At 61.5% G+C, this 20,454-nt stretch carries 19 protein-coding genes and 1 other RNA gene; 3 read left to right on the forward strand and 17 right to left on the reverse strand.

The features are described 5' to 3' along the window. The first annotated feature begins 47 nt into the window (after nucleotides 1-47). A complete protein-coding gene (locus tag FHT85_RS28375; RefSeq protein ID WP_112412260.1) occupies nucleotides 48-626 on the forward strand; it encodes a GNAT family N-acetyltransferase in 579 nt (192 codons plus the stop codon). 42 nt (nucleotides 627-668) lie between these two features. Here the strand turns inward: FHT85_RS28375 and FHT85_RS28380 are convergent, their stop codons facing one another. The 12 genes from FHT85_RS28380 to recR all read right to left on the reverse strand — a co-directional run bounded on the left by FHT85_RS28380 (nucleotide 669) and on the right by recR (nucleotide 15,386). Continuing rightward, nucleotides 669-1,685, reverse strand: a complete 1,017-nt coding sequence (locus FHT85_RS28380; protein WP_112412261.1) for a class I SAM-dependent methyltransferase — start codon at nucleotides 1,683-1,685, stop codon at nucleotides 669-671. Between the two features lie 224 nt (nucleotides 1,686-1,909). After that, on the reverse strand, nucleotides 1,910-4,048 hold the full coding sequence (pnp, locus tag FHT85_RS28385) for a polyribonucleotide nucleotidyltransferase (RefSeq protein WP_112398691.1): 2,139 nt from the start codon (nucleotides 4,046-4,048) through the stop codon (nucleotides 1,910-1,912). A 325-nt stretch (nucleotides 4,049-4,373) separates the two neighbouring features. Continuing rightward, on the reverse strand, nucleotides 4,374-4,643 hold the full coding sequence (gene rpsO / locus FHT85_RS28390) for a 30S ribosomal protein S15 (protein WP_015338271.1): 270 nt from the start codon (nucleotides 4,641-4,643) through the stop codon (nucleotides 4,374-4,376). Nucleotides 4,644-4,795: 152 nt separating this feature from the next. After that, entirely contained in the window at nucleotides 4,796-5,647 is an 852-nt protein-coding gene (locus FHT85_RS28395) for an alpha/beta fold hydrolase (RefSeq protein WP_112412284.1), read from the reverse strand. A 92-nt stretch (nucleotides 5,648-5,739) separates the two neighbouring features. Continuing rightward, nucleotides 5,740-6,672 (reverse strand): tRNA pseudouridine(55) synthase TruB, encoded by a 933-nt coding sequence (gene truB, locus FHT85_RS28400; RefSeq protein WP_112412262.1) that lies wholly within the window; start codon nucleotides 6,670-6,672, stop codon nucleotides 5,740-5,742. Between the two features lie 11 nt (nucleotides 6,673-6,683). Further along, nucleotides 6,684-7,091 (reverse strand): 30S ribosome-binding factor RbfA, encoded by a 408-nt coding sequence (gene rbfA, locus FHT85_RS28405; protein ID WP_112338886.1) that lies wholly within the window; start codon nucleotides 7,089-7,091, stop codon nucleotides 6,684-6,686. Between the two features lie 269 nt (nucleotides 7,092-7,360). After that, nucleotides 7,361-10,078 (reverse strand): translation initiation factor IF-2, encoded by a 2,718-nt coding sequence (gene infB, locus FHT85_RS28410; RefSeq protein WP_112338888.1) that lies wholly within the window; start codon nucleotides 10,076-10,078, stop codon nucleotides 7,361-7,363. 101 nt (nucleotides 10,079-10,179) lie between these two features. Then, nucleotides 10,180-10,872, reverse strand: a complete 693-nt coding sequence (locus FHT85_RS28415) for an RNA-binding protein (RefSeq protein ID WP_112338889.1) — start codon at nucleotides 10,870-10,872, stop codon at nucleotides 10,180-10,182. After that, the gene (gene nusA, locus FHT85_RS28420) at nucleotides 10,869-12,473 is read right to left on the reverse strand and encodes a transcription termination factor NusA (RefSeq protein ID WP_015338278.1); all 1,605 of its coding nucleotides are present in this window, start codon (nucleotides 12,471-12,473) and stop codon (nucleotides 10,869-10,871) included. The genes FHT85_RS28415 and nusA overlap by 4 nt, the downstream gene beginning before the upstream one ends. Before the next feature lie 63 nt (nucleotides 12,474-12,536). Further along, entirely contained in the window at nucleotides 12,537-13,145 is a 609-nt protein-coding gene (rimP, locus tag FHT85_RS28425; protein ID WP_112400325.1) for a ribosome maturation factor RimP, read from the reverse strand. 158 nt (nucleotides 13,146-13,303) lie between these two features. Then, nucleotides 13,304-14,545, reverse strand: coding sequence for a lytic murein transglycosylase (locus FHT85_RS28430; protein ID WP_112412285.1), 1,242 nt, complete (start codon nucleotides 14,543-14,545; stop codon nucleotides 13,304-13,306). Between the two features lie 235 nt (nucleotides 14,546-14,780). Further along, on the reverse strand, nucleotides 14,781-15,386 hold the full coding sequence (gene recR, locus FHT85_RS28435; RefSeq protein WP_112412264.1) for a recombination mediator RecR: 606 nt from the start codon (nucleotides 15,384-15,386) through the stop codon (nucleotides 14,781-14,783). Nucleotides 15,387-15,443: 57 nt separating this feature from the next. Here recR and FHT85_RS28440 point away from each other — a divergent pair, with 57 nt between their 5' ends. Beyond that, nucleotides 15,444-16,067, forward strand: coding sequence for an MOSC domain-containing protein (locus FHT85_RS28440; protein WP_112412265.1), 624 nt, complete (start codon nucleotides 15,444-15,446; stop codon nucleotides 16,065-16,067). Between the two features lie 2 nt (nucleotides 16,068-16,069). Here the strand turns inward: FHT85_RS28440 and FHT85_RS28445 are convergent, their stop codons facing one another. Then, the gene (locus FHT85_RS28445) at nucleotides 16,070-16,681 is read right to left on the reverse strand and encodes a LysE family translocator (RefSeq protein WP_112412266.1); all 612 of its coding nucleotides are present in this window, start codon (nucleotides 16,679-16,681) and stop codon (nucleotides 16,070-16,072) included. Between the two features lie 95 nt (nucleotides 16,682-16,776). Continuing rightward, on the reverse strand, nucleotides 16,777-17,313 hold the full coding sequence (locus FHT85_RS28450) for an RBBP9/YdeN family alpha/beta hydrolase (protein WP_112400328.1): 537 nt from the start codon (nucleotides 17,311-17,313) through the stop codon (nucleotides 16,777-16,779). Nucleotides 17,314-17,426: 113 nt separating this feature from the next. Here FHT85_RS28450 and FHT85_RS28455 point away from each other — a divergent pair, with 113 nt between their 5' ends. Then, nucleotides 17,427-17,903, forward strand: coding sequence for an Lrp/AsnC family transcriptional regulator (locus FHT85_RS28455; protein ID WP_112338896.1), 477 nt, complete (start codon nucleotides 17,427-17,429; stop codon nucleotides 17,901-17,903). A 16-nt stretch (nucleotides 17,904-17,919) separates the two neighbouring features. Here the strand turns inward: FHT85_RS28455 and FHT85_RS28460 are convergent, their stop codons facing one another. The 3 genes from FHT85_RS28460 to ffs all read right to left on the reverse strand — a co-directional run bounded on the left by FHT85_RS28460 (nucleotide 17,920) and on the right by ffs (nucleotide 20,367). Continuing rightward, on the reverse strand, nucleotides 17,920-18,243 hold the full coding sequence (locus FHT85_RS28460) for a YbaB/EbfC family nucleoid-associated protein (protein ID WP_037155519.1): 324 nt from the start codon (nucleotides 18,241-18,243) through the stop codon (nucleotides 17,920-17,922). Nucleotides 18,244-18,349: 106 nt separating this feature from the next. Continuing rightward, nucleotides 18,350-20,224 carry a DNA polymerase III subunit gamma/tau gene (locus FHT85_RS28465; RefSeq protein ID WP_112412267.1) on the reverse strand — a complete coding sequence of 625 codons (1,875 nt, stop codon included), beginning with the start codon at nucleotides 20,222-20,224 and terminating at the stop codon, nucleotides 18,350-18,352. 45 nt (nucleotides 20,225-20,269) lie between these two features. Beyond that, nucleotides 20,270-20,367: signal recognition particle sRNA small type (gene ffs / locus FHT85_RS28470), an RNA gene on the reverse strand. Nucleotides 20,368-20,454 lie beyond the last annotated feature (87 nt).

The raw sequence follows: 20,454 nt of genomic DNA on the forward strand, positions 1-20,454 counted from the left end.
TTGGCCGGGAGGATCGAATTTCCGGATATCCTTCCAGAGGATTCCCGATGACGTCAAACGACGCAGAACTTTTGGCATCGACTGATCGCCTCGTCCTCCGCCGCTTCGTGCCCCAGGATTTCGAAGCCTATAGCGCCTACCGTTCCCTGCGGGAAATCTACCGTTTCTTGTACCGCGATCCGCCTTCGCCGGAAGCATTGCGAGAGCGTTTCGATGCCCGTTTGAATTCCTCTTTCTCCGAAGATGGGGATACGCTGCTGTGCGCCGTCATTCGGCGGGAGGATGGCGCTTTGGTAGGTGACGTCAGCCTGACATTTGCAAACAAGGCCGCACTTCAAGCGGAGCTCGGCTATACCTCCAACCCGGCCTATGCCAAGAAGGGCTATGCTACCGAGGCGGCGGAAGCCATGATTACCCTTGGCTTCGAAAAATTCGGCTTTCATCGGATCTTTGCACGGCTGGATGTGAAAAATACCGGCTCAGTCGGTGTCGTCGAACGGCTTGGCCTGCGCCGCGAGGCCCTTTTGATCGAAAACGATCGCTTCAATGGTGTCTGGGGCGATGAATGCGTCTACGCCGTGCTGGGCCGCGAGTGGGCCGCAAGAGCTGCGAAACGAACTTCCTGATCCCGCTCAAAAAAATGGCGGCCATCTGACCGCCATCATTTCTTATTTCTTTGCCCAGAGCACCTTGTAGCGGGCGTTGCGGCAGGTCTCGCCGAATTCCTTGAAATTCTCGGCCAGCACCGGCTCGTAGGGCAGGCCGCGATTGGCGACCAACATGAGCCGGCCGCCGCCACGCAACGCCGAGGCGGCTGTCTTGATCATCGCCTGGCCGAGCGAAGGCTCGGCGGCGTGGCCCTCATGGAAGGGCGGGTTCATGATGATCAGATCGTACTTGTCCTTGACTGGCTCGCTCGCCAGATCGTGCCAGAAGAAGCGCTGGGCGACTTTCGGGCAGTGTGACAGCAGATTGGCGCGTGCGGCCTCCAGAGCGCCGTAATGGGCCTCGTAGAGGTCGATGCGCTCGATCCTCGGCGACTTCATTGCCAGTTCGACGGAGAGGTAACCCCAGCCGGCGCCGAAATCGGCGGCATCGCCGGCAAAATCGGTTGGCAGGCGCGAGGCGAGCAGTTCGGAGCCGGCATCGATACGGTCATGGGAGAACATGCCGGGCGCCGTGGTGAAGCTGTCGTCGACGCGCGTTGCCGGCTTCGCGAGCTGCGCCGTCAAAAGCTTGATATCGGCAGGGCGGGCAAACCAGAAGGCAACGCCGTGATACTTCGGCATATGCTCGATTTCGAGACCGAAGGCCTCGATGCGCTTGCGCAGTGGTTGGATGCCATCTTCCTTGCCGCCTGCAACGACGATGAGGCCGCCTTCCTTTACGCGCGTCAGCGCTTCGGCGATGTGATCCTCATTCTCGCCCTTGTGCTTGCCGCAGAGCACCAGCGCGCCGTCATAGCCTTCGCCTTCGATTTCCGGCGTCACGTTGATCCGCTGCCCCTGCAACTGGCGAAAGAAGGGGCGGAAGCCCTGGACGGCGGACAGCTCAGCGGCAAAGCCCTCCGGCAGCGCAAAGCCTGCCTCCGCGCCGAGAAACAGGATCCGCTCGCCTTCGCCGGGTGCGTCGATGGTGCCGGAGGCAAAGGGGTGGAACAGGGTCTTCAGGGCATCGCGGCTCATGGGCATGGTCTCGTCTTGAAAGGTGGACTTGAACCGTCAGATATCTGTGGCCTTATCGTATCTCGTGCTTGCCCCTCACCCTAGCCTCGCCCCGCATGTGCGGGGAGAGGCTAGGGTGAGGGGCTAGGCACGCAGCTTCCACGATCCAGCCAAACCAACGGGCATTCAATATAAAAAGGGCGCGGAAAAGATCCCGCGCCCCGGAACTTGGATGAAAGCGCAGCTTATTCGGCTGCGTCGTCCTTCTTCTTGTCGGCGGCGATTTCCTGGCCGGTGGCCTGATCGACGACCTTCATGGACAGGCGAACCTTGCCGCGCTCATCGAAGCCGAGCAGCTTGACCCAGACCTTGTCGCCTTCCTTGACGACATCCTGCGTCTTGGCAACGCGCTCGGAAGCGAGCTGCGAGATGTGGACGAGGCCGTCACGGGCGCCGAAGAAATTGACGAAGGCGCCGAAGTCGGCGGTCTTGACAACAGTACCTTCGTAGATCTGGCCGACTTCCGGCTCTGCGACGATCGAGTGGATCCACTTGCGGGCCGCCTCGATTTCCTTGCCGGAAGAGGAAGCGATCTTGACGGTGCCGTCGTCCTCGATGTTGATCTTCGCGCCGGTCTTTTCGACGATTTCGCGGATGACCTTGCCGCCGGAGCCGATGACTTCACGGATCTTGTCGACCGGGATGTTCATGACTTCGATGCGCGGTGCGAATTCGCCGAGCTGGCCACGGCTCTCGGTGATGGCCTTGGACATTTCGCCGAGGATATGGGCACGACCGCCCTGTGCCTGGCCGAGAGCGACCTTCATGATCTCTTCGGTAATGCCGGCGATCTTGATGTCCATCTGCAGCGAGGTGATGCCGTCGGCGGTGCCGGCGACCTTGAAGTCCATGTCGCCGAGGTGATCTTCGTCACCGAGAATGTCGGAGAGAACGGCGAAGCGATCGCCTTCCAGGATCAGACCCATGGCAATGCCGGCAACCGGCTTCGCCAGCGGCACGCCGGCGTCCATGAGGGCGAGCGAGGTGCCGCAAACCGTTGCCATCGAGGACGAGCCGTTGGACTCGGTGATCTCGGAAACGACGCGCAGCGTGTAGGGGAACTGTTCCGCCGACGGCAGCATCGGGCGGATAGCGCGCCATGCGAGCTTGCCGTGACCGATTTCGCGACGACCTGGGGAACCCATGCGGCCGGTTTCGCCAACCGAGTAGGGAGGGAAGTTGTAATGGAGCAGGAAGCGCTCCTTGTACATGCCGGTCAGGCTGTCGACATACTGTTCGTCTTCGCCGGTGCCGAGCGTAGCGACGACGATTGCCTGCGTTTCACCGCGGGTAAACAGCGCAGAACCGTGCGTGCGCGGCAACAGGCCGACTTCCGAAACGATCGGGCGAACGGTCGACAGGTCGCGACCGTCGATGCGGCTCGACGTGTCGAGGATGTTCCAGCGAACGATCTTCGCCTGCAGGTGTTTGAAGATGGCGCCGACTTCTTCGGCCGTGTACTTGGCTTCGCCTTCTTCCGGCAGGAAGTGTGCCTTCACCTTCGCCTTGACGGCGTCGACGGCAGCGTAGCGATCGGCCTTCTGCGTGATCTTGTAGGCGTCGCGCAGTTCGGCTTCGGCGAGGCCGAGCATTTCCTTCTCGAGCTCGGAATAATCTTCCGGCTGGAAGTCGCGCGGTTCCTTGGCGGCGACTTCGGCGAGCTTGATGATCGCGTCGATGACAGGCTGGAAGCCGCGATGACCGAACATGACGGCGCCGAGCATGACGTCCTCAGGCAGTTCCTTGGCTTCGGATTCAACCATCAGAACGGCGTCCTGCGTCCCGGCGACGACGAGGTCGAGGCTCGATTCGTCCATCTCGTCGAGATGCGGGTTGAGCACGTATTCGCCGTTGATGTAGCCGACGCGAGCGCCGCCGACCGGGCCCATGAAGGGAACGCCCGAGAGCGTCAGGGCAGCCGAGGTTGCAACCATGGACAGGATGTCCGGATTGTTTTCGAGGTCATGCTGGATGACCGTGACGACGACCTGGGTGTCGTTCTTGTAGCCTTCCGGGAAGAGCGGGCGGATCGGGCGGTCGATCAGGCGCGAAACGAGCGTTTCGTTTTCGCTCGGGCGACCCTCGCGCTTGAAGTAGCCGCCGGGGATCTTGCCGGCTGCGTAGGTCTTTTCCTGGTAGTTGACGGTGAGCGGGAAGAAGTCCTGGCCCGGCTTCGGCGCCTTGGCGGAAACGACGGTCGCAAGCACCACGGTCTCGCCGTAGGTGGCGACAACGGCGCCGTCAGCCTGACGGGCGATCTTGCCGGTTTCGAGCTTCAGCGGGCGGCCTGCCCACTCGATTTCGACGGTATGGATATCGAACATATCTTGTCCTTGCATGATGCGGGAAAAGGTGCCGTCGCCGACGAATTCGGCAGGGCACATCTTCGACCGCACGAAGTGTGACGCATCACGGGCAAGACAACGAGAGGCTTTCGAAATCAGGCCGAAGCGCTAGGCTTCGGCTGAAAGCATCCGGCAATCCTGCCCCATGACAGGTCAACGGTTGTTGTTGGCAGCACCGGCCCATCCGGCCTGCCGACAGTTTCGCGTCGCACCGGCATAAGGCGCGAGGGAAACTGGTCTCAAGGGTTCATACCCTTCATAAGCATCCGGCGGACGTTCAGGTGAACGCCCGCCGGAAATTCCCTTAGCGGCGGATACCGAGGCTGGTGATCAGCTTGGTATAACGGCCTTCGTCCTTCTTCTTGAGGTAGTCAAGAAGCGAGCGCCGGCTGGAAACCATCGTCAGGAGGCCACGACGGGAGTGGTTGTCCTTCTTGTGGTCCTTGAAGTGTTCCGTGAGGTTGTTGATGCGCTCGGTCAGGATCGCAACCTGGACTTCCGGAGAACCGGTGTCGCCTTCGACGGTAGCGTATTCCTTGATCAGCGCAGCCTTGCGCTCAGCAGTGATCGACATCGGATGGTCCTTTCTATGAGAGGAGATTGAAGTCGCCAAACGCCGGGATGTCGTCCAGCATTGGCCGCGAATGCAATCAGGCATGCCTGATGCTGGCGCTGCCTATAAACCAATTGAGCGCCAATTGAAAGAGGGTTCTCCCTGAGCGCCTTTCAGCGCCCCGCCATGGCGTCCCGGATCATGGCATCGTAGCCTTCCGGATCCTGCAGCATGGCGAAATGGCTAGCATCCTTCAGAATGACAAGCTTCGCGCCCGGGATCTCCTTCGCCATCATCTTGGTATGGTCAAGCTTCACCGCTTCGTCATGGTCGCCTATGGCAAGCGTCACCGGCACCGTGATCTTTCCAAGGTCGGCTGCGGTCCATGCCGGCTGCGTCGCCCACATCTGCGAGATCTGGTTGACGAAAGCCTCATATTCGTTCGGGGTCGGCGATAGTTTTTTGTAATATTCGCCGGCGACGTTGATGTAATCGTTGAAAGTCTTGTTGCTCATGACGTCGGGCTTCACGCCGTCGGTCGTAACATTGGCGGCTTGCGCGATCACGCCCGTCAACTTTTCGGGATGTTTCATCGCCATGTCGATGCCGATGATGCCGCCGTCAGACCATCCGACCAACGTCACCTTGCCGACCTTCAGATAGTCGAGCAGCGCGACATAGTCCGAAGTCATCAGATCGTAGCCGAAGGGTTTTTCGCTGCGCGTCGAGCGGCCATGCCCGCGGCTGTCGGCGACGATGACGAGATGATCTCTCGCGAAATCGGCGACCTGAGCGCCCCAGACGTCGGCATTCCCAAGGCCGCCATGGATGAAGAGGATCGGGTCGCCCGCGCCATATTCGGCATAATACATCTTGATGTCGTCGACATCGGCCATGCCGCTCGCCTTTGGCTGCGGCATTGGCGGAAATGGCGGTAGCCCGGCCCACCGCTCGGCGGATTCGGCGTTCGTAACTGTCAGGAACAGGGAAAGGAATGCAAGTATTCCGAATGCAACTCTGCGCATGTTTGCCCCCTTTGGACGGGCCATGATGGCCCGTCGGGGAACATATCGCATCGCCATTGCCCGCAATAGCCGCTATTTCCGGTTGATCGAGGTCAGCCGAACACGCGCTTGGGGCGGAATTCGCCCTGGCCGATCTCGCCGATGGCGATCAGCTTGCCGCGGGACGTGGCATAGGCCTCGGTCTCGGCAACCGGTGCATCGCGGCCGCGCACCAGGATCGGGTTGCCCATCTTCAGGCGGTGCGCCTGGTCGTCGCTGATGACGAGATGCGGCAGCGAAGACAGCGCTTCCGCCGTATCGATCAGCAGCGCATCGAGGGCTGCGAGCCGCTCGTCCGCATCTTCGATCTCCTCCAGCGCCACAAGATCGGCAAGCGGCACCATCGCCTCCTCGGCAAAGGGCGCGACGAAGCTGCGGCGCAGGCCGGAAATATGGCCGTAGCAGCCGAGGTCGCGGCCGAAATCGCGGGCGAGCGCGCGCACATAGGTGCCCTTGCCGCATTCGACTTCGAAATGCGCCGTGTTGGCATCCGGGCAGGCGAGCAGCGTCAGGCGGAAAATCTCGACTTCGCGCGAGGGGATCTCGACCGTCTCGCCTTCACGGGCGAGGTCATAGGCGCGCTCGCCTGATATTTTGATGGCGGAGAACTGCGGCGGAATCTGGTTGATGACGCCGGTATACTTCGGCAGCAGCGCGCGAATATCCTCTTCGCTCGGACGCTTGTCGGAGGTGGCGGTTACAGCGCCCTCCAGGTCGTCGGAAGCGCGTTCCTCGCCCCAGGTCACGGTGAATTCATAGATCTTGCGGCCATCCATGACGTAGGGAACCGTCTTCGTGGCGTCGCCGAGCGCGATCGGCAACATGCCGGAGGCGAGCGGATCGAGCGTGCCGGCATGGCCGGCCTTCTGGGCCTTGAACAGCCACTTGATCTTGGAAACGGCTTCGGTCGAGCCAAAATCAATCGGCTTGTCGAGGATGAGCCAGCCCGAAATCGGACGGCCCTTGGGCTTGCGTGGCTTGGACATTCTCTGTCTCTTTATTGATCTTGGTCGTTGTCGTCGTCGAGATCGCGGCTGACCTCGGGCGAGCGCAGAAGCGCGTCGATCTTCTTGTAATTGTCGAAGCTCGTATCGTCGCGGAAGCGAACTTCCGGCATGTACTTCATCTGGCGAAGCTGCGGGCCGAGGCGGCCGCGGATGTATTTCGCATGGCGGTTCAGCGCTTCGATGACGGCGCCGTGGTCGGAAACGCCGAGCGGCGTCACGAAGGCCGTCGCGATCTTCAGATCGGGCGACATGCGCACTTCGGAAATGGAGATCACGGTGCGCTCGATCAGGTCGTCGCGCACTTCGCCGCGCTGCAGAACCTGCGTGATCGCTGAGCGCACCTGCTCGCCGACGCGAAGCATGCGCTGCGAAGGCGCGGAGGAAGTTGGTTTGGTCATGGTTGTTCCGTTAGCAGCGTCCCATTGGACGCGATAAAGGGGGTCAAATGACTCGATCCGGCGCAAAGGTCAAGGCTGGACAGGTTTTGCGGCCCGCCAGAAGCCGAGAATCCTTGAGAATGCGGCATCCTGAGCGCCCCGGTTGGCAAAGGCAGGTGCCGGGATATAGGTGACGAAGGATTCGGACTGGCTCCCTGTTGTTCGTAACGGGCAAGAAAAAACCGCCGGTTTTGGCCGGCGGTTTTGATATCTCGCAAATCGAGGATTGCTTACAGCGTACGGGTGATATGCTCGACGCGGAAGCACTCGATCGTGTCTCCGGCGCGGATGTCTTCGTAGTTCTCGAAGGCCATGCCGCATTCCTGGCCGACATTGACCTCAGACACTTCGTCCTTGAAGCGCTTGAGGGTCTTGAGCTTGCCTTCGTGAATGACGACGTTGTCGCGCACGAGGCGGACGCCGACGCCGCGCTCGACCTTGCCTTCGGTGACGCGGCAACCTGCGACCTTGCCGACCTTCGTGATGTTGAACACCTCGAGGATTTCGGCATTGCCAAGGAAGGTTTCGCGACGCTCCGGAGAGAGCAGGCCCGACATCGCCGCCTTCACGTCATCCACCAGGTCGTAGATGATGTTGTAGTAGCGGATTTCGATGCCCTGACGCTCGGCGAACTGACGTGCCTGCGCGTTGGCGCGGACGTTGAAGCCGATGATCGCTGCATTGGAGGCTTCCGCCAGCGAGACGTCCGACTCGGTGATGCCGCCTGCGCCTGAATGGACGATGCGGGCGCGAACTTCGTCGGTGCCGAGCTTGTCGAGAGCGCCGGCAATGGCTTCGATCGAGCCCTGCACGTCGCCCTTGATGACCAGCGGGAATTCCTTCACGCCCACCGTCTGAAGCTGGGTCATCATCTGCTCGAGCGAACCGCGCTGGCCGGACAGGCGGGCAGCTGCCTTGTCGCGGGTGAGGCGCTGGCGATATTCCGAAATCTCGCGGGCGCGGCTTTCGCTTTCGACGACGGCGAACTTGTCGCCGGCTTGCGGTGCGCCGGAAAGGCCGAGCAGTTCGACCGGCATGGCCGGGCCAGCTTCCTTCACATGCTCACCCTTGTCGTTGACGAGCGCACGAACGCGGCCCCACTGATCGCCGGCAACGACGATCTGGCCGGGACGCAACGTACCCTTCTGCACGAGCACGGTGGCGACGGAGCCGCGGCCGCGGTCGAGCTGGGCTTCGATGACGGTGCCTTCGGCCGTGCGGTTCGGATTGGCCTTGAGGTCAAGGATTTCCGCCTGCAGCAGGATGGCTTCGAGCAGCTTGTCGAGGTTGGTTCGGTTCTTCGCGGAGACTTCCACGTCGAGCACTTCACCGCCCATCGATTCGACGAAGACTTCGTGCTGCAGCAGTTCCGTGCGGACCTTCTGCGGGTTGGCTTCGTGCTTGTCGATCTTGTTGATCGCCACGATGATCGGAACACCCGCCGCCTTGGCGTGGTTGATCGATTCGATCGTCTGCGGCATCACGCTGTCGTCGGCTGCGACGACCAGGATCGCGATATCGGTTGCCTGGGCGCCGCGAGCACGCATCGCCGTGAAGGCGGCGTGGCCGGGGGTGTCGATGAAGGTGATCTTCTGACCGTTCTGCTCGACCTGATAGGCACCGATATGCTGGGTGATGCCACCGGCTTCGCCGGCGACCACGTTCGCATGACGGATGGCGTCAAGCAGCGAGGTCTTGCCGTGGTCGACGTGGCCCATGATGGTAACGACTGGCGGACGGGAAACCAGTTCGCCTTCCTCGTCGGCAACGTTGAAGATGCCCTGTTCGACGTCGGATTCCGAAACGCGCTTGACCGTGTGGCCGAATTCGCCGGCGATGAGTTCGGCCAGATCGGCGTCGATGACGTCGCCCGGCTTCATCATCTGACCTTCCTTCATCAGGTACTTGATGACGTCGACGGCGCGTTCGGACATGCGCTGCGACAGTTCCTGAATGGTGATGGTCTCGGGCAGCACGACTTCACGCGAGATCTTCTCGCGCGTTTCCTGCATCTGGCTGCGCCGGAATTTTTCCTGGCGGCGGCGCATGGCCGAAAGTGAACGGCCGCGGGCATTGCCGTCTTCATCGACATTGGCCGTGGTAACCGTCAGCTTGCCGCGGCGGCGCTCGTCCTCGGTCTTCGGACGCGTGGTAACAGGCTTTGCCGGTTCCGGGCGTACGATTTTGCCGCGTGCCGGAGCGCCTCGGGGCGGGCCGCGATCGCTCTCTTCTTCATTGACGCGACGGCGGTTGGCCGGCGCCTCGCCAGCAGGAGCGCCAGGGCGTGCCGGCTGAGGAGCCGCATCCGGACGACGTGCAACGACGGGAGCTGCAGGCGTCTGGACTGCCGGCTTCGGCGCTTCCACCGGTGCGGGTGTCTCGACCTTGGCTTCTGCGGCGCGTGCGGCCTCTTCTGCGGCGCGGCGTGCAGCTTCAGCCTGTTCGGCGATGCGGCGTGCCTCTTCTTCCTGAGCGCGGCGTGCTTCTTCTTCGGCACGGCGCACGGCATCGGCAGCGTCGCGAACCTGGGCTTCGGCGAGCGCACGGCGGCGAGCATCCATCTCGCCGGCCGACAGATGGTTCAAGACCACCGGTCGCGACGAACGCTCCTGCTGCGGGCGCTGCTGACTACCCTGGTTGGGCTGTCCCGGCCGCTGTTGCTGGCCACCAGGCTGATGAATGCGCGGAGCCGGCTGCGGCGGGCGCGGCGGCTGCGGCGTCGGTTCGGCGACGCGCGTCACCGAGGGCGCGGCGGTCGTTACCGGCGTGATTGGCTTTTCGTCTTCAGGACGTAGCGGGCGGCGCTTACGGGTCTCAACCACGACCGCCTTGGTGCGACCGCGGCCCATGTCCTGGCGCACGGTGCCCTGGTTTACGCCTGATGGCTTCAGGGTGAGAGTCTTCTTACCTGAAACATTCAGCGTCTTGTCGTCTTGATTGTCGGTCATTCCGTTCCTGTTCCTTCGGACAGGGCACGGAAACGTCCGTCAGACCCTGTCGTTCAATGCATGTACCTTAATGAGGCGTCCGGCAAAGGCCGGTGACCGCGTCATTGTTTTCGCCGGCCAGCGCCGCCCGTTGCCCGGGACTGACCGCCGTTGCGGTACCGTTCGAGCAGGTTTGCGCGCTTCACTACACCCTCACCCGCCTGCCCTGCAAGCGCTGCGGCATGGATAAAAGCATTCTGGCCCATCAGTTCTTCCATCTCCGCTTCCGTAAAGACACGGAAGGAAGGTATTTCCTTTTCGGTTTCCATACCGAGATGCCAGGCTTTTCGTGCCTGGTCGATCTTGCGGACGCCATCGGCGGCGGCGGCGATCGCATGAAACACGGCAATTGCCGAGCCGTTGCGAACGGCGCCATCAACCTTCGATGAACCGCTGACGAACCGGCCCGCCTTGCGAGCCATGTGCATCATCCCGGCCAGTTGCGCCAAGAGAAGCCGGTCGACGACGGCACCGAGATCTGCCGGTGCCGTCACTTCCGCCTTCAAAGCGCGGGAAAACAGTTTCTTCGCCACTGCCTTGTCCACCAGTGCCCGGTCTATCTTAACCCAGCAGCCGCGTCCCGGCAGTTGCCGCTTCAGATCGGGAACGACAGTTCCGTCCGGAGCGGCTACGAAGCGGATCAATTCGTCGGGTGATCCGCTTTCGCGTGTTACGATGCACATGCGGCCATTTGCGTCGTTACCGCCGAGATCATTGTCCTCAGTCGGTGCGCCAGGCCCCTCGGTGATCGTCATGCTTGTTGCTCGGTTTCGTCCTCCGCGACCTCTTCGGTCTCAGCGGCGAGATCGGCTTCGGTGATCCAGCCGGCCAGCAGGCGAGCCTGCACGACCATCTGTTCAGCTTCGACGCGCGAGACTTCAAGCTTGGAGAACAGGCCTTCGAACTTCTTCGTTTCGCCGTTCTTGCGTTCGCTCCAGCCGACGAGGTCGTCAGCGGCGCAGCCGGCGAAGTCCTCGATCGTCTTGATGCCGTCCTCGCCCAGGGCGACCATCATCTGTGCGGTCATGCCGTTGATCTCTCGCAGTTCGTCGGAGACGCCCAGCGCCTTGCGCTTCTCGTCCATCTCGGCTTCGAGCTTCTCGAGATATTCGCGGGCACGGGTCTGGATTTCCTGCGCGGTATCTTCGTCGAAACCGTCGATCGAGGAGATTTCATCGAGATCTACGTAAGCCAGTTCCTCAACGGCGGCAAAGCCTTCCGAGGCCAGAACCTGGCCGACCATTTCGTCGACGTCGAGCGCATCCATGAACAGGTTCGTACGCTCGTTGAATTCCTTCTGGCGGCGTTCCGATTCCTCGGCTTCCGTCATGATGTCGATATCCCAGCCGGTCAGCTGCGATGCGAGGCGGACGTTCTGGCCGCGGCGGCCGATGGCAAGCGAAAGCTGCTCGTCCGGCACCACGACTTCGATGCGCTCTGCATCTTCGTCGAGAACGACCTTGGCGACTTCGGCCGGCTGCAGCGCGTTGACGACGAAGTTCGCCGGCTCGCTGGACCAGGGAATGATGTCGATCTTTTCACCCTGCAGCTCACCGACGACGGCCTGAACGCGCGAACCGCGCATACCGACGCAGGCGCCGACCGGATCGATCGACGAGTCGTTCGAGATGACGGCGATCTTGGCGCGCGAACCCGGATCGCGGGCAACCGACTTCACCTGGATGATGCCGTCGTAGATTTCGGGCACTTCCATGGTGAAGAGCTTGACCATGAACTGCGGATGCGTGCGCGACAGAAAGATCTGCGGGCCGCGCTGCTCGCGGCGGACGTCGTAGACATAGGCGCGGACGCGATCGCCGTAGCGGAAGTTTTCGCGCGGGATCATTTCGTCGCGGCGGATGATGCCCTCGCCACGGCCGAGATCGACGATGACGTTGCCGTATTCGACGCGCTTGACGGTGCCGTTGACGATTTCGCCGACACGATCCTTGAATTCGTCGAACTGGCGGTCACGCTCGGCTTCGCGCACCTTCTGCACGATGACCTGCTTGGCGGACTGGGCAGCAATGCGGCCGAAATCCATCGGCGGCAGCGGATCGGCGATGAAATCGCCGAGGGCTGCGTCCGGATTGCGGTCGCGGGCCAGTTCCAGCGGGATCTGCGTGGAATAGTCCTCGGCCTTCTCGACCACTTCGAGCAGACGCTGCAGACGGATTTCACCCGTCTTCGGATTGATGTCGGCGCGGATATTCGACTCCGTGCCGTAACGCGAGCGCGCGGCCTTCTGGATCGCATCCGCCATTGCGGCAAGCACGATCTCGCGGTCGATGACCTTTTCGCGCGCCACTGCATCTGCGATCTGCAGAAGTTCTAGCCGGTTCGCACTGACTGCCATTGTTCTTAGTCTCCGTCTTCCTGCCTTCAGGTTTCCCGTTCCGTCAGGCGGTTCGTTGATCGGTTATTCTTCTTCGTCGTCCGCTTCGTTCTGGTTCGCTGCCTCGGCTTTCGCCAGCTTGTCGGCGCGCAGCGCGTCGCGGATGAGATCGTCCGTCAGGATCAGCTTGGCCTCGGCCAGGGTGCTGAACGGAATGGTTACCTTCTGTTCCTCGCCGCGGGTCGCTTCATCGCGTTCGATCGTGAAGCCATCGGCATCGACGGCGACGATCTTGCCGCGGAAACGCTTGCGGTTATCGACGAGGATCGACGTTTCGCACTTGACGATGTGGCCGATCCAGCGCTGGAAATCCGACTTTCGCACCATCGGGCGGTCGATGCCCGGCGAAGACACTTCGAGATGATACGCCTTATCGATGGGATCTTCCACATCCAGGACCGGAGAAATGGCCGTGGAGACCTCTTCGCAGTCCTGGACGGTCATGGTGCCGTCGTTGCGCTCGGTCATGACCTGCAGCGTCAGGCCGTTCAGATTGAGGAGACGCACGCGCACCAGACGGAAGCCCATGCCCACAAGGACGGGCTCGATGATGGCGGCGACGCGTTGATCAAGGCCGGTTTCGACGATCAGCCTGGGTTCATTGGTATTGTCTGCGTTTGTCACGTCCGACAAGCATTCACTCCGCATTGTTCATGCATTGGGAGATCGCGCTAATAAAAAAGAGCGGGTCCTTGCGGCCCACTCTTCATCACACGATCAAGAATTTGATGCGGATATAAGCCTCTTTCCGGCAAATTGCAAGGCATTCGCGCCGAAAGCCTTTTCCGCAGCTATTTCAGCACGCCGAGCATGGAGCTATCGGGATAGCAGGTCGGCTTCACGCTGCTCTTTTCCTGCCACTGGCCGATCGAGCGCCGCGTCTTATAGCCCGGCAGGCCGTCGGTACCGCCGACATCGTAGCCCTTGCGCTCTAGAGCCTTCTGCATGTTTGCGACGTCGGAGCGCAGCATCTTGCCGACATCGCCCCATCTTTCCTGGAAGGCGCCGCTGCCATTGGCGATGCGATCGGCGAGGTTGCCGATATAGAGGCCGTAGAGGTCGGAATTGTTGTATTCCTTGATGACGTAGAAGTTCGGGGTGACGATGAATTCCGGCCCGTCGCGGCCGGCCGGCACCAGCATCATGCCGATCGCCCGCATTTCGTCGGATGGAAATGACTTGCCGGAAACCCGCTGAATACCGAGCGAAGCCCATTGCGAAATCGGCTTGGCTAGGTCTGGCCCTTCCTGGGCGCAGGAGACGTTCTGCGGAATGGTAACTTCATAGCCCCAGCCGCGGCCACGCTGCCAGCCCTTCTGAACCATATAGTTGGCGATGGATGCCAGCGTGTCCGGCACCGAAGTCCAGATGTTGCGGTGGCCATCGCCATCGAAATCGACGGCATATTTCAGATAGTTGGTCGGCATGAACTGCGGCTGGCCGAGCGCGCCGGCCCAGGAGCCCTTGAACTGATCGGGCGTAACGTCGCCATGTTCGAGGATGCGCAGTCCGGCGATCAGCTCGTTGCGGAACATGTCCTTGCGCGTCGACATGAAGGCTTTGGTTGCCAGCACCTGAACGGCGGAATTCGGCAGCTTGGCGATGCCGAAGCCGGTCTCTCGGCCCCAGATCGCCAGCAGGATCGGTCCCGGTACGCCGTAGGACTTCTCAATCCGCCGCAGCACCGGCCCATATTGCGAGGCGAGGCCCCGCCCGGTTACGGCCAGTTTCTGCAGCCGCCCCTCATTGAAATAGGGGGCGGGAGAGGAAAATTCGGCCTGTGTCTGCGCTTGTTGCTTCGGTTTCGGGAAGCCCGGCGGCTCGAGATCCGGCAGATCCCAGTTCAGCGTCACGCCGGCAAAAGCGGCCTGGAAGGTTTTTTCCGAAATGCCGGCCTTTCGCGCTTCCGGCCAGAGATCCTTCTGGATCCAGACCTGAAACTGCGCTTCGACATCGGCTTTCGAGGCGGCGAGAGCGGGGAGGGGGAGGAGGGCGAGGAGGAGGACGAGCAGGTATCGAATATGCCGAAAGATACCCTCCTCCGTCCCGTTTGGGACATCTCCCCCACAAGGGGGGAGATTGTTGGCCGCGCGCTTCACGCCATATCGATGGTCTGAAGTTTCTGCGGATACGATATTGGCTTGAGACAGGTCGGTGCTACAGGCGACCAATCTCCCCCCTTGTGGGGGAGATGTCAGCGAAAGCTGACAGAGGGGGGTATGCACTCTCCTCATGCTCAATCCTTATGTCTTCGCGAAAGTAATCGCCTCAAATCGCCGTCCGCGCCCTTAGCGCTGCCGCAAGCGTGCCCTCGTCAAGATAATCGAGCTCGCCGCCGACGGGCACGCCATGGGCAAGACGGGTGATCTTGACCTCGAGGCCATCCAGCTGGTCAGTTATATAGTGTGCTGTGGTTTGCCCTTCGACCGTCGCATTGACGGCGATGATGACTTCGCGGACACCGCCTTCGCTGATGCGGGCGATCAATCCGCGAATGTTGAGATCGTCAGGCCCGACACCGTCGAGGGGCGACAGGACACCGCCGAGAACGTGATAGGCGGCGTTCATCGCGCCTGATCGTTCCAGAGCCCAGAGGTCGGAGACATCCTCGACGACGATGATAACGGACTGGTCGCGGCGGTCGTCGGTGCAGACGGTGCAGGGATCGACGGTATCGACATTGCCGCAGCGCGAGCAGATCTTCACTTTATCGTAGGCATCGCCCATGGCATGAGATAACGGCCCGAGAAGCTGGTCCTTTTTCTTGATGAGATGCAGCGCGGCGCGGCGCGCGGAGCGCGGTCCAAGGCCCGGCACTTTCGCCAGGAGCTGGATGAGTTTTTCGATTTCGGGGCCGGTGACTCGCTTTGCCATGGGAGGCTTTTAGCTCATAAGCTTCAAGAACGGAATCTCGGAAGGAACGGTTGACCGATGAAAATTCTGGCCGTTTGCCTTGGCGCCCCTGAAATGCTGCCGGGCAAGAAAGCGAAGACCGGCATCAACAAGCACGCGGTCGGCGGTGCCGTCATGATCGACGAACTGGGGCTGCTCGGTGATGCCATCTGCAATCGCAAGCATCATGGCGGCCGCGATCAGGCCGTGTATGTCGAGGGTTCGCTGACGCTGGACTGGTGGGCAAGCGAGCTTGGAGGATCGCTGGAGCCGGGCACCTTCGGTGAAAATCTCATCATCGAAGGCCTGGACAATCGCGAGATCGCCGTCGGCGATCAATTCATAGCCGGCGATCTTGTTCTGGAAGTGACATCGGCGCGTATTCCTTGTTCCACCTTCGCAGCGAAGATGGGTGATCCGCAATTCGTCAAGCGCTATATCCGGGCCGGTCGCCCCGGCATCTACTGCCGCGTTCTTGCGGGCGGCACGGTGAGTGCTGACATGCCGGTCACCTATCTGCCTTATGCAGGCGCGAGGGTGACGATGCCGGAAATGATGGCGACCTTCGGCAGGCGATTGTCATCGGAGGATCGGGCGCGCTATCTGGCGGCGCCCATCCACTATAAGCTGCGTGCGTTCATCGAAAGCGACGCAGCGGCCTGAAATCACCGCATGGCAATCGCGACGGCCGCGCCTGCCATGGTGCCGGCGCTGGCGCGATTGGCGACGCGCACAGCTCGGCGGCTCTTGAGGAAGGTTCTGGCTTTGGCCGCCAGCATCGCCCAGGAGAGGTCGATGACGACGAGCACCGCAAACATCGTCGCGACCAGCTCGGCCCAGCCGGAAACCGTCACGCCGTGCAGATCGATGATCGAAGGCAGCAGCGCCACATAAAAGACCATGATCTTCGGATTGCCCATGGTGACCGTGAAGCCGGCGAGGAAGAGCCGTGTGGCCGATTGCTCGTCCGGCAATTCTTCTCCTGCCGTGTTGGAGGAGGCAAACCACATCTTCCAGGCAAGATAGAGGAGATAGGCAACGCCAAGCCATTTGATGACCACGAAGGCGAGATGGAAGGTTTCGGCAATGGTCGCAAGTCCGGCAACGGCGCAGGTCAGCCAGATCGCTTCTCCGAGCCACATGCCGGAGAGGAAAGGCAGCACGTTGCGCGCGCCCTTCGTCAGCACGCGCGCCACCAGTGCCGCGATGTTCGGTCCCGGCGATCCCGCTGCAATGAACAAGGCACCGGCAAAAACAAGCAGCGTCGACAGGCTCATCGTATTCCCTCCAATAGGGCAGGCTGGACGATATCTGGAAGAAGAGCGCCAGAGATAGCATTCCGGCGCGGCTTTTCCAAATGCCGGATTTGCGTTCAGCCAAGCTCGGCGCGAAAACGCCCGAAGATTGCCTTGCCTTCCGGCCAGTCGCCCAGTCCGGAAGCCGCATTGATATGGCCGCGTGGCCCGACATCGACGAAGGTGCTGCCCCAGCTTTCGGCGCTATGGCGTGCGTGGTCGAAGGAGCCGAACGGATCGTCGGTGCTGGCTACCAACAGAGACGGAAAGGGTAGTTGCTGCCGTGGCGGATTGGCAAAGCTGCCAGCCTCGGCAAGGTAGATTTCGCCAGTAGGGTCGGGCACAGCCACCAGGAACGCGCCAAGGATCGCCATCTTCTTCACAGGCGCCCAATGGGCGATCAGCTGGCAGGCAAGGCTGTGCGCGATCAGGATCGGCGGCGTTCTAGAACGGGAGATTTCCCGTTCGAGCGCAGCAATCCAATCCGAAAGTATCGGTCTGTCCCAGCTTGATGGCTGGAAGCGTCGCATAGCTGGATCGTCCCGTTCCCACAATGTCTGCCAGTGACCTTCGCCCGAGCCGCCAAGCCCCGGTAGCGTGATGATATCGCTCATCTCTATCCTTTCTCCATGGTCTCTCATGGAGAAAAGCTCGCATGCTGGGATACCGATTGACATTGCAATCCATCGGATAAAACTTATCCAAACCGATGAATTGAAGGTGAGCAATGGAGACTATCGAAAGAGGCCTGGATCCGACGGATCTGTCGATCATCGAAATACTCCAGCAGGATGGGCGAATCTCGGTATCGGAGCTCGGCCGTCGTGTCGGCCTGTCGCAGCCGGCGGCATCGGAGCGGCTGAAGCGGCTGGAGGAGCGTGGCGTGATTGCCGGCTACCGTGCTGTGGTCGATCCCGCCGCCGTCGGGCTCGGCATGATGGCAGTCATCCGCCTGCGCACGACACACGAGCATATCCGGCCGTATCTGAAGCAGTTTTCGGAAATGCCCGAAATTATCGAGGTACTCAGACTGACGGGCGAGGATTGCTTCCTGCTCAAGGTTCTCGTGCCGACACCGTCAGACCTTGAAACCATCGTCGATTCCATTGCCCGCCATGGCGCGGTGACGACATCGCTGGTGCTGCGAAACGAACCCATAAAGGCGATCGGCCGCGATCTCATTCGCAAGGCGGCCGGCCGCTGAAAGAAATAGCCTAGGCTCAGAACGGCAGCTTGAAACCGGGCGGGATCGGCAGGCCGGCGGTCAGTTCGCGCGTCTTTTCAGCGGCGATCGCCTCAGCCTTTTCCTGAGCATCTTTGTTGGCGGCGACGATCAGGTCTTCGAGAATCTCGACATCGTCTTCCTTGAAGAGCGAGGGATCAATCTTGAGGCCGACCATCAGGCCCTTGCCGTTGACGGTGACGGTGACGAGGCCGCCGCCGGCCTTGCCTTCGACGCGAATGTCGGCGATCTCCGACTGCATCTTCTCCATCTTCGCCTGCATTTCCTTCACTTTGCCCATCATGCCCATGATGTCGCGCATCGCCTTTGGTCCTTCTTCTGCAAGTCTCTGTTTGAGCGGCAGGATATGCCGTCATGGTCGTCAACCGCTTCAAGTCGAAGCGGTTCCGCCTGCACCCATCCTAACCTTAGAATTCGATATCGTCGCCAGGGAGGATGTCGCCATCAATGGATTCGGCGATTGCCGGAGAAGCAGCGGCTTCATCCTCTTCGTCCATCTCGGGTGCTCGCACCCGCACATCGATGATCTTTGCGCCCGGAAATTGCGCCAGGATCGCCGCAACATCGGGGTCCTGCCGTGCATCGGCGACCCGTTGCTTCTGGGCGTTCGCCTCGGCCTCGACAAGCGTCGGCTGGCCTTCCTCGCGGCTGAGGCTGACGATCCAGTGGATGCCGGTCCATTCCTTCAGCTTGACGGCAAGCTCGTTCAGCAGCGTGCCCGGCGCGCCCGGCGTTAAGCTAACATCAAGCCTTCCCGGCTCCAGCTTGACCGGGCGCACGAATGTGCGCACCAGCGCCTTCAGCTTCGGATCGCGCTTCTGGCTCGCAAGTTCGGCGATGTCGGCCATGGAATTGATCGGCACGAGCGGCTTCGGCGCTTCGGCGGGCTTCGACTCGATACGGCCGACAGGTTGCGAATCCGGCTGCGTATTCGGCACGGAGCGCAACATGGCGACCGGTGCGGAAGGCGTAGGTCTTGGCGCCGGTGTTTCGACCGCGCGGGCCACGGCGCTGCCCTGATAGGACACAGCGCCGCCACCATTGCCGCCGCTCGGAGACGGCGAGGGGCGGGAGCCGCCATTACCGTCAGAAAATTCGGCCAGCCTGCGCGCCGCATCCTCCGGCGCCGGCAGATGGGCCGCGTGCGCGAGCCGGATCAGCACCATTTCCGCAGCACCGGCGGTGCGCGAGGCATTCTCCGTCTCGGCAATGCCCTTGAGAAGCATCTGCCAGATGCGGGAAAGTGCGGTTACCGCAACTCCTTGCGCGAATTCCGCCGCTTTCGTGCGCTCGACTTCACTGAGCGACGGATCGTCGGCGGCATCGGGCACATATTTGAGGCGGGTCACGAGATGGGTGAAATCGGCAAGGTCGGTGAGCACGACGACAGGATTGGCGCCCGCCTCGTACTGGCTGTTGAATTCGGCAAGGGCTGCCGAAACATCGCCTTTGACGACATGGCCGAAGAGATCGACGATGCGGGCGCGGTCGGCAAGACCGAGCATGGCGCGCACGGCATCGGCGGCAACGAAGCCGCTGCCATGGGCGATCGCCTGATCGAGCAGCGACAGGCCGTCGCGTGCCGAGCCTTCGGCGGCGCGGGCGATCATGGCGAGTGCTTCCGGTTCCGCCTCGATGCCTTCCTTGCCGGCAATGGTGGTGAACAGCCCGACGAGGTCGGAAGCGCTGATGCGGCGCAGGTCGAAGCGCTGGCAGCGCGACAGTACCGTGATCGGAACCTTACGGATTTCCGTCGTGGCGAAGATGAACTTCACATGCTCGGGCGGCTCTTCGAGCGTCTTCAGGAGCCCGTTGAAGGCCGCCGTCGACAGCATGTGCACTTCGTCGATGATGTAGACCTTGTAGCGGGCCGAAACGGGCCGGTAGCGCACCTGCTCGATGATTTCCCGGATATCGTCGATACCGGTATGGGAGGCGGCGTCCATCTCGATGACATCGACATGCCGGCCTTCCATGATCGCCTGGCAATGGTCGCCGGGTTCGCGCAGATCGATCGTAGGCCGATCGACCGCGGCGGTCTTGTAGTTGAGGGCGCGGGCAAGGATGCGGGCGGTCGTGGTCTTGCCGACGCCGCGCACGCCGGTCAGCATATAGGCCTGAGCGATACGGCCGGTCTCGAACGCGTTGGTCAGCGTTCGAACCATCGGCTCCTGACCGACCATCAGGTCCGTGAAGTCCTTGGGTCTGTATTTGCGGGCCAGCACCCGGTAACCGGTGCCGGTCGAAGCGGCATCTTTTGCTTGTCGCTCGGTGTCGCTCATCGCCCTGCTTGTTGCCCGGAAAGCCGGGTCTTGCTTTCGGAAAGGGTGGGAGGCTGGCACGAATGACCCGTGCCGGGCTCGTTAGGGCTGCTTCCTTCCGGACCTGACCCGGTTGGCGAGTGGCTCGTCCACCACCAACCTCCCGGATGCACATATCGGCAATATCGTCATCAAAAGCAAGCCAAGGTCAAAAAAAACTGCTAAACATTTGATAAAACAATGGAGGATGC

It is taken from the genome of Rhizobium sp. BK312 (genome assembly GCF_014193605.1).
GTDB lineage: Bacteria > Pseudomonadota > Alphaproteobacteria > Rhizobiales > Rhizobiaceae > Rhizobium.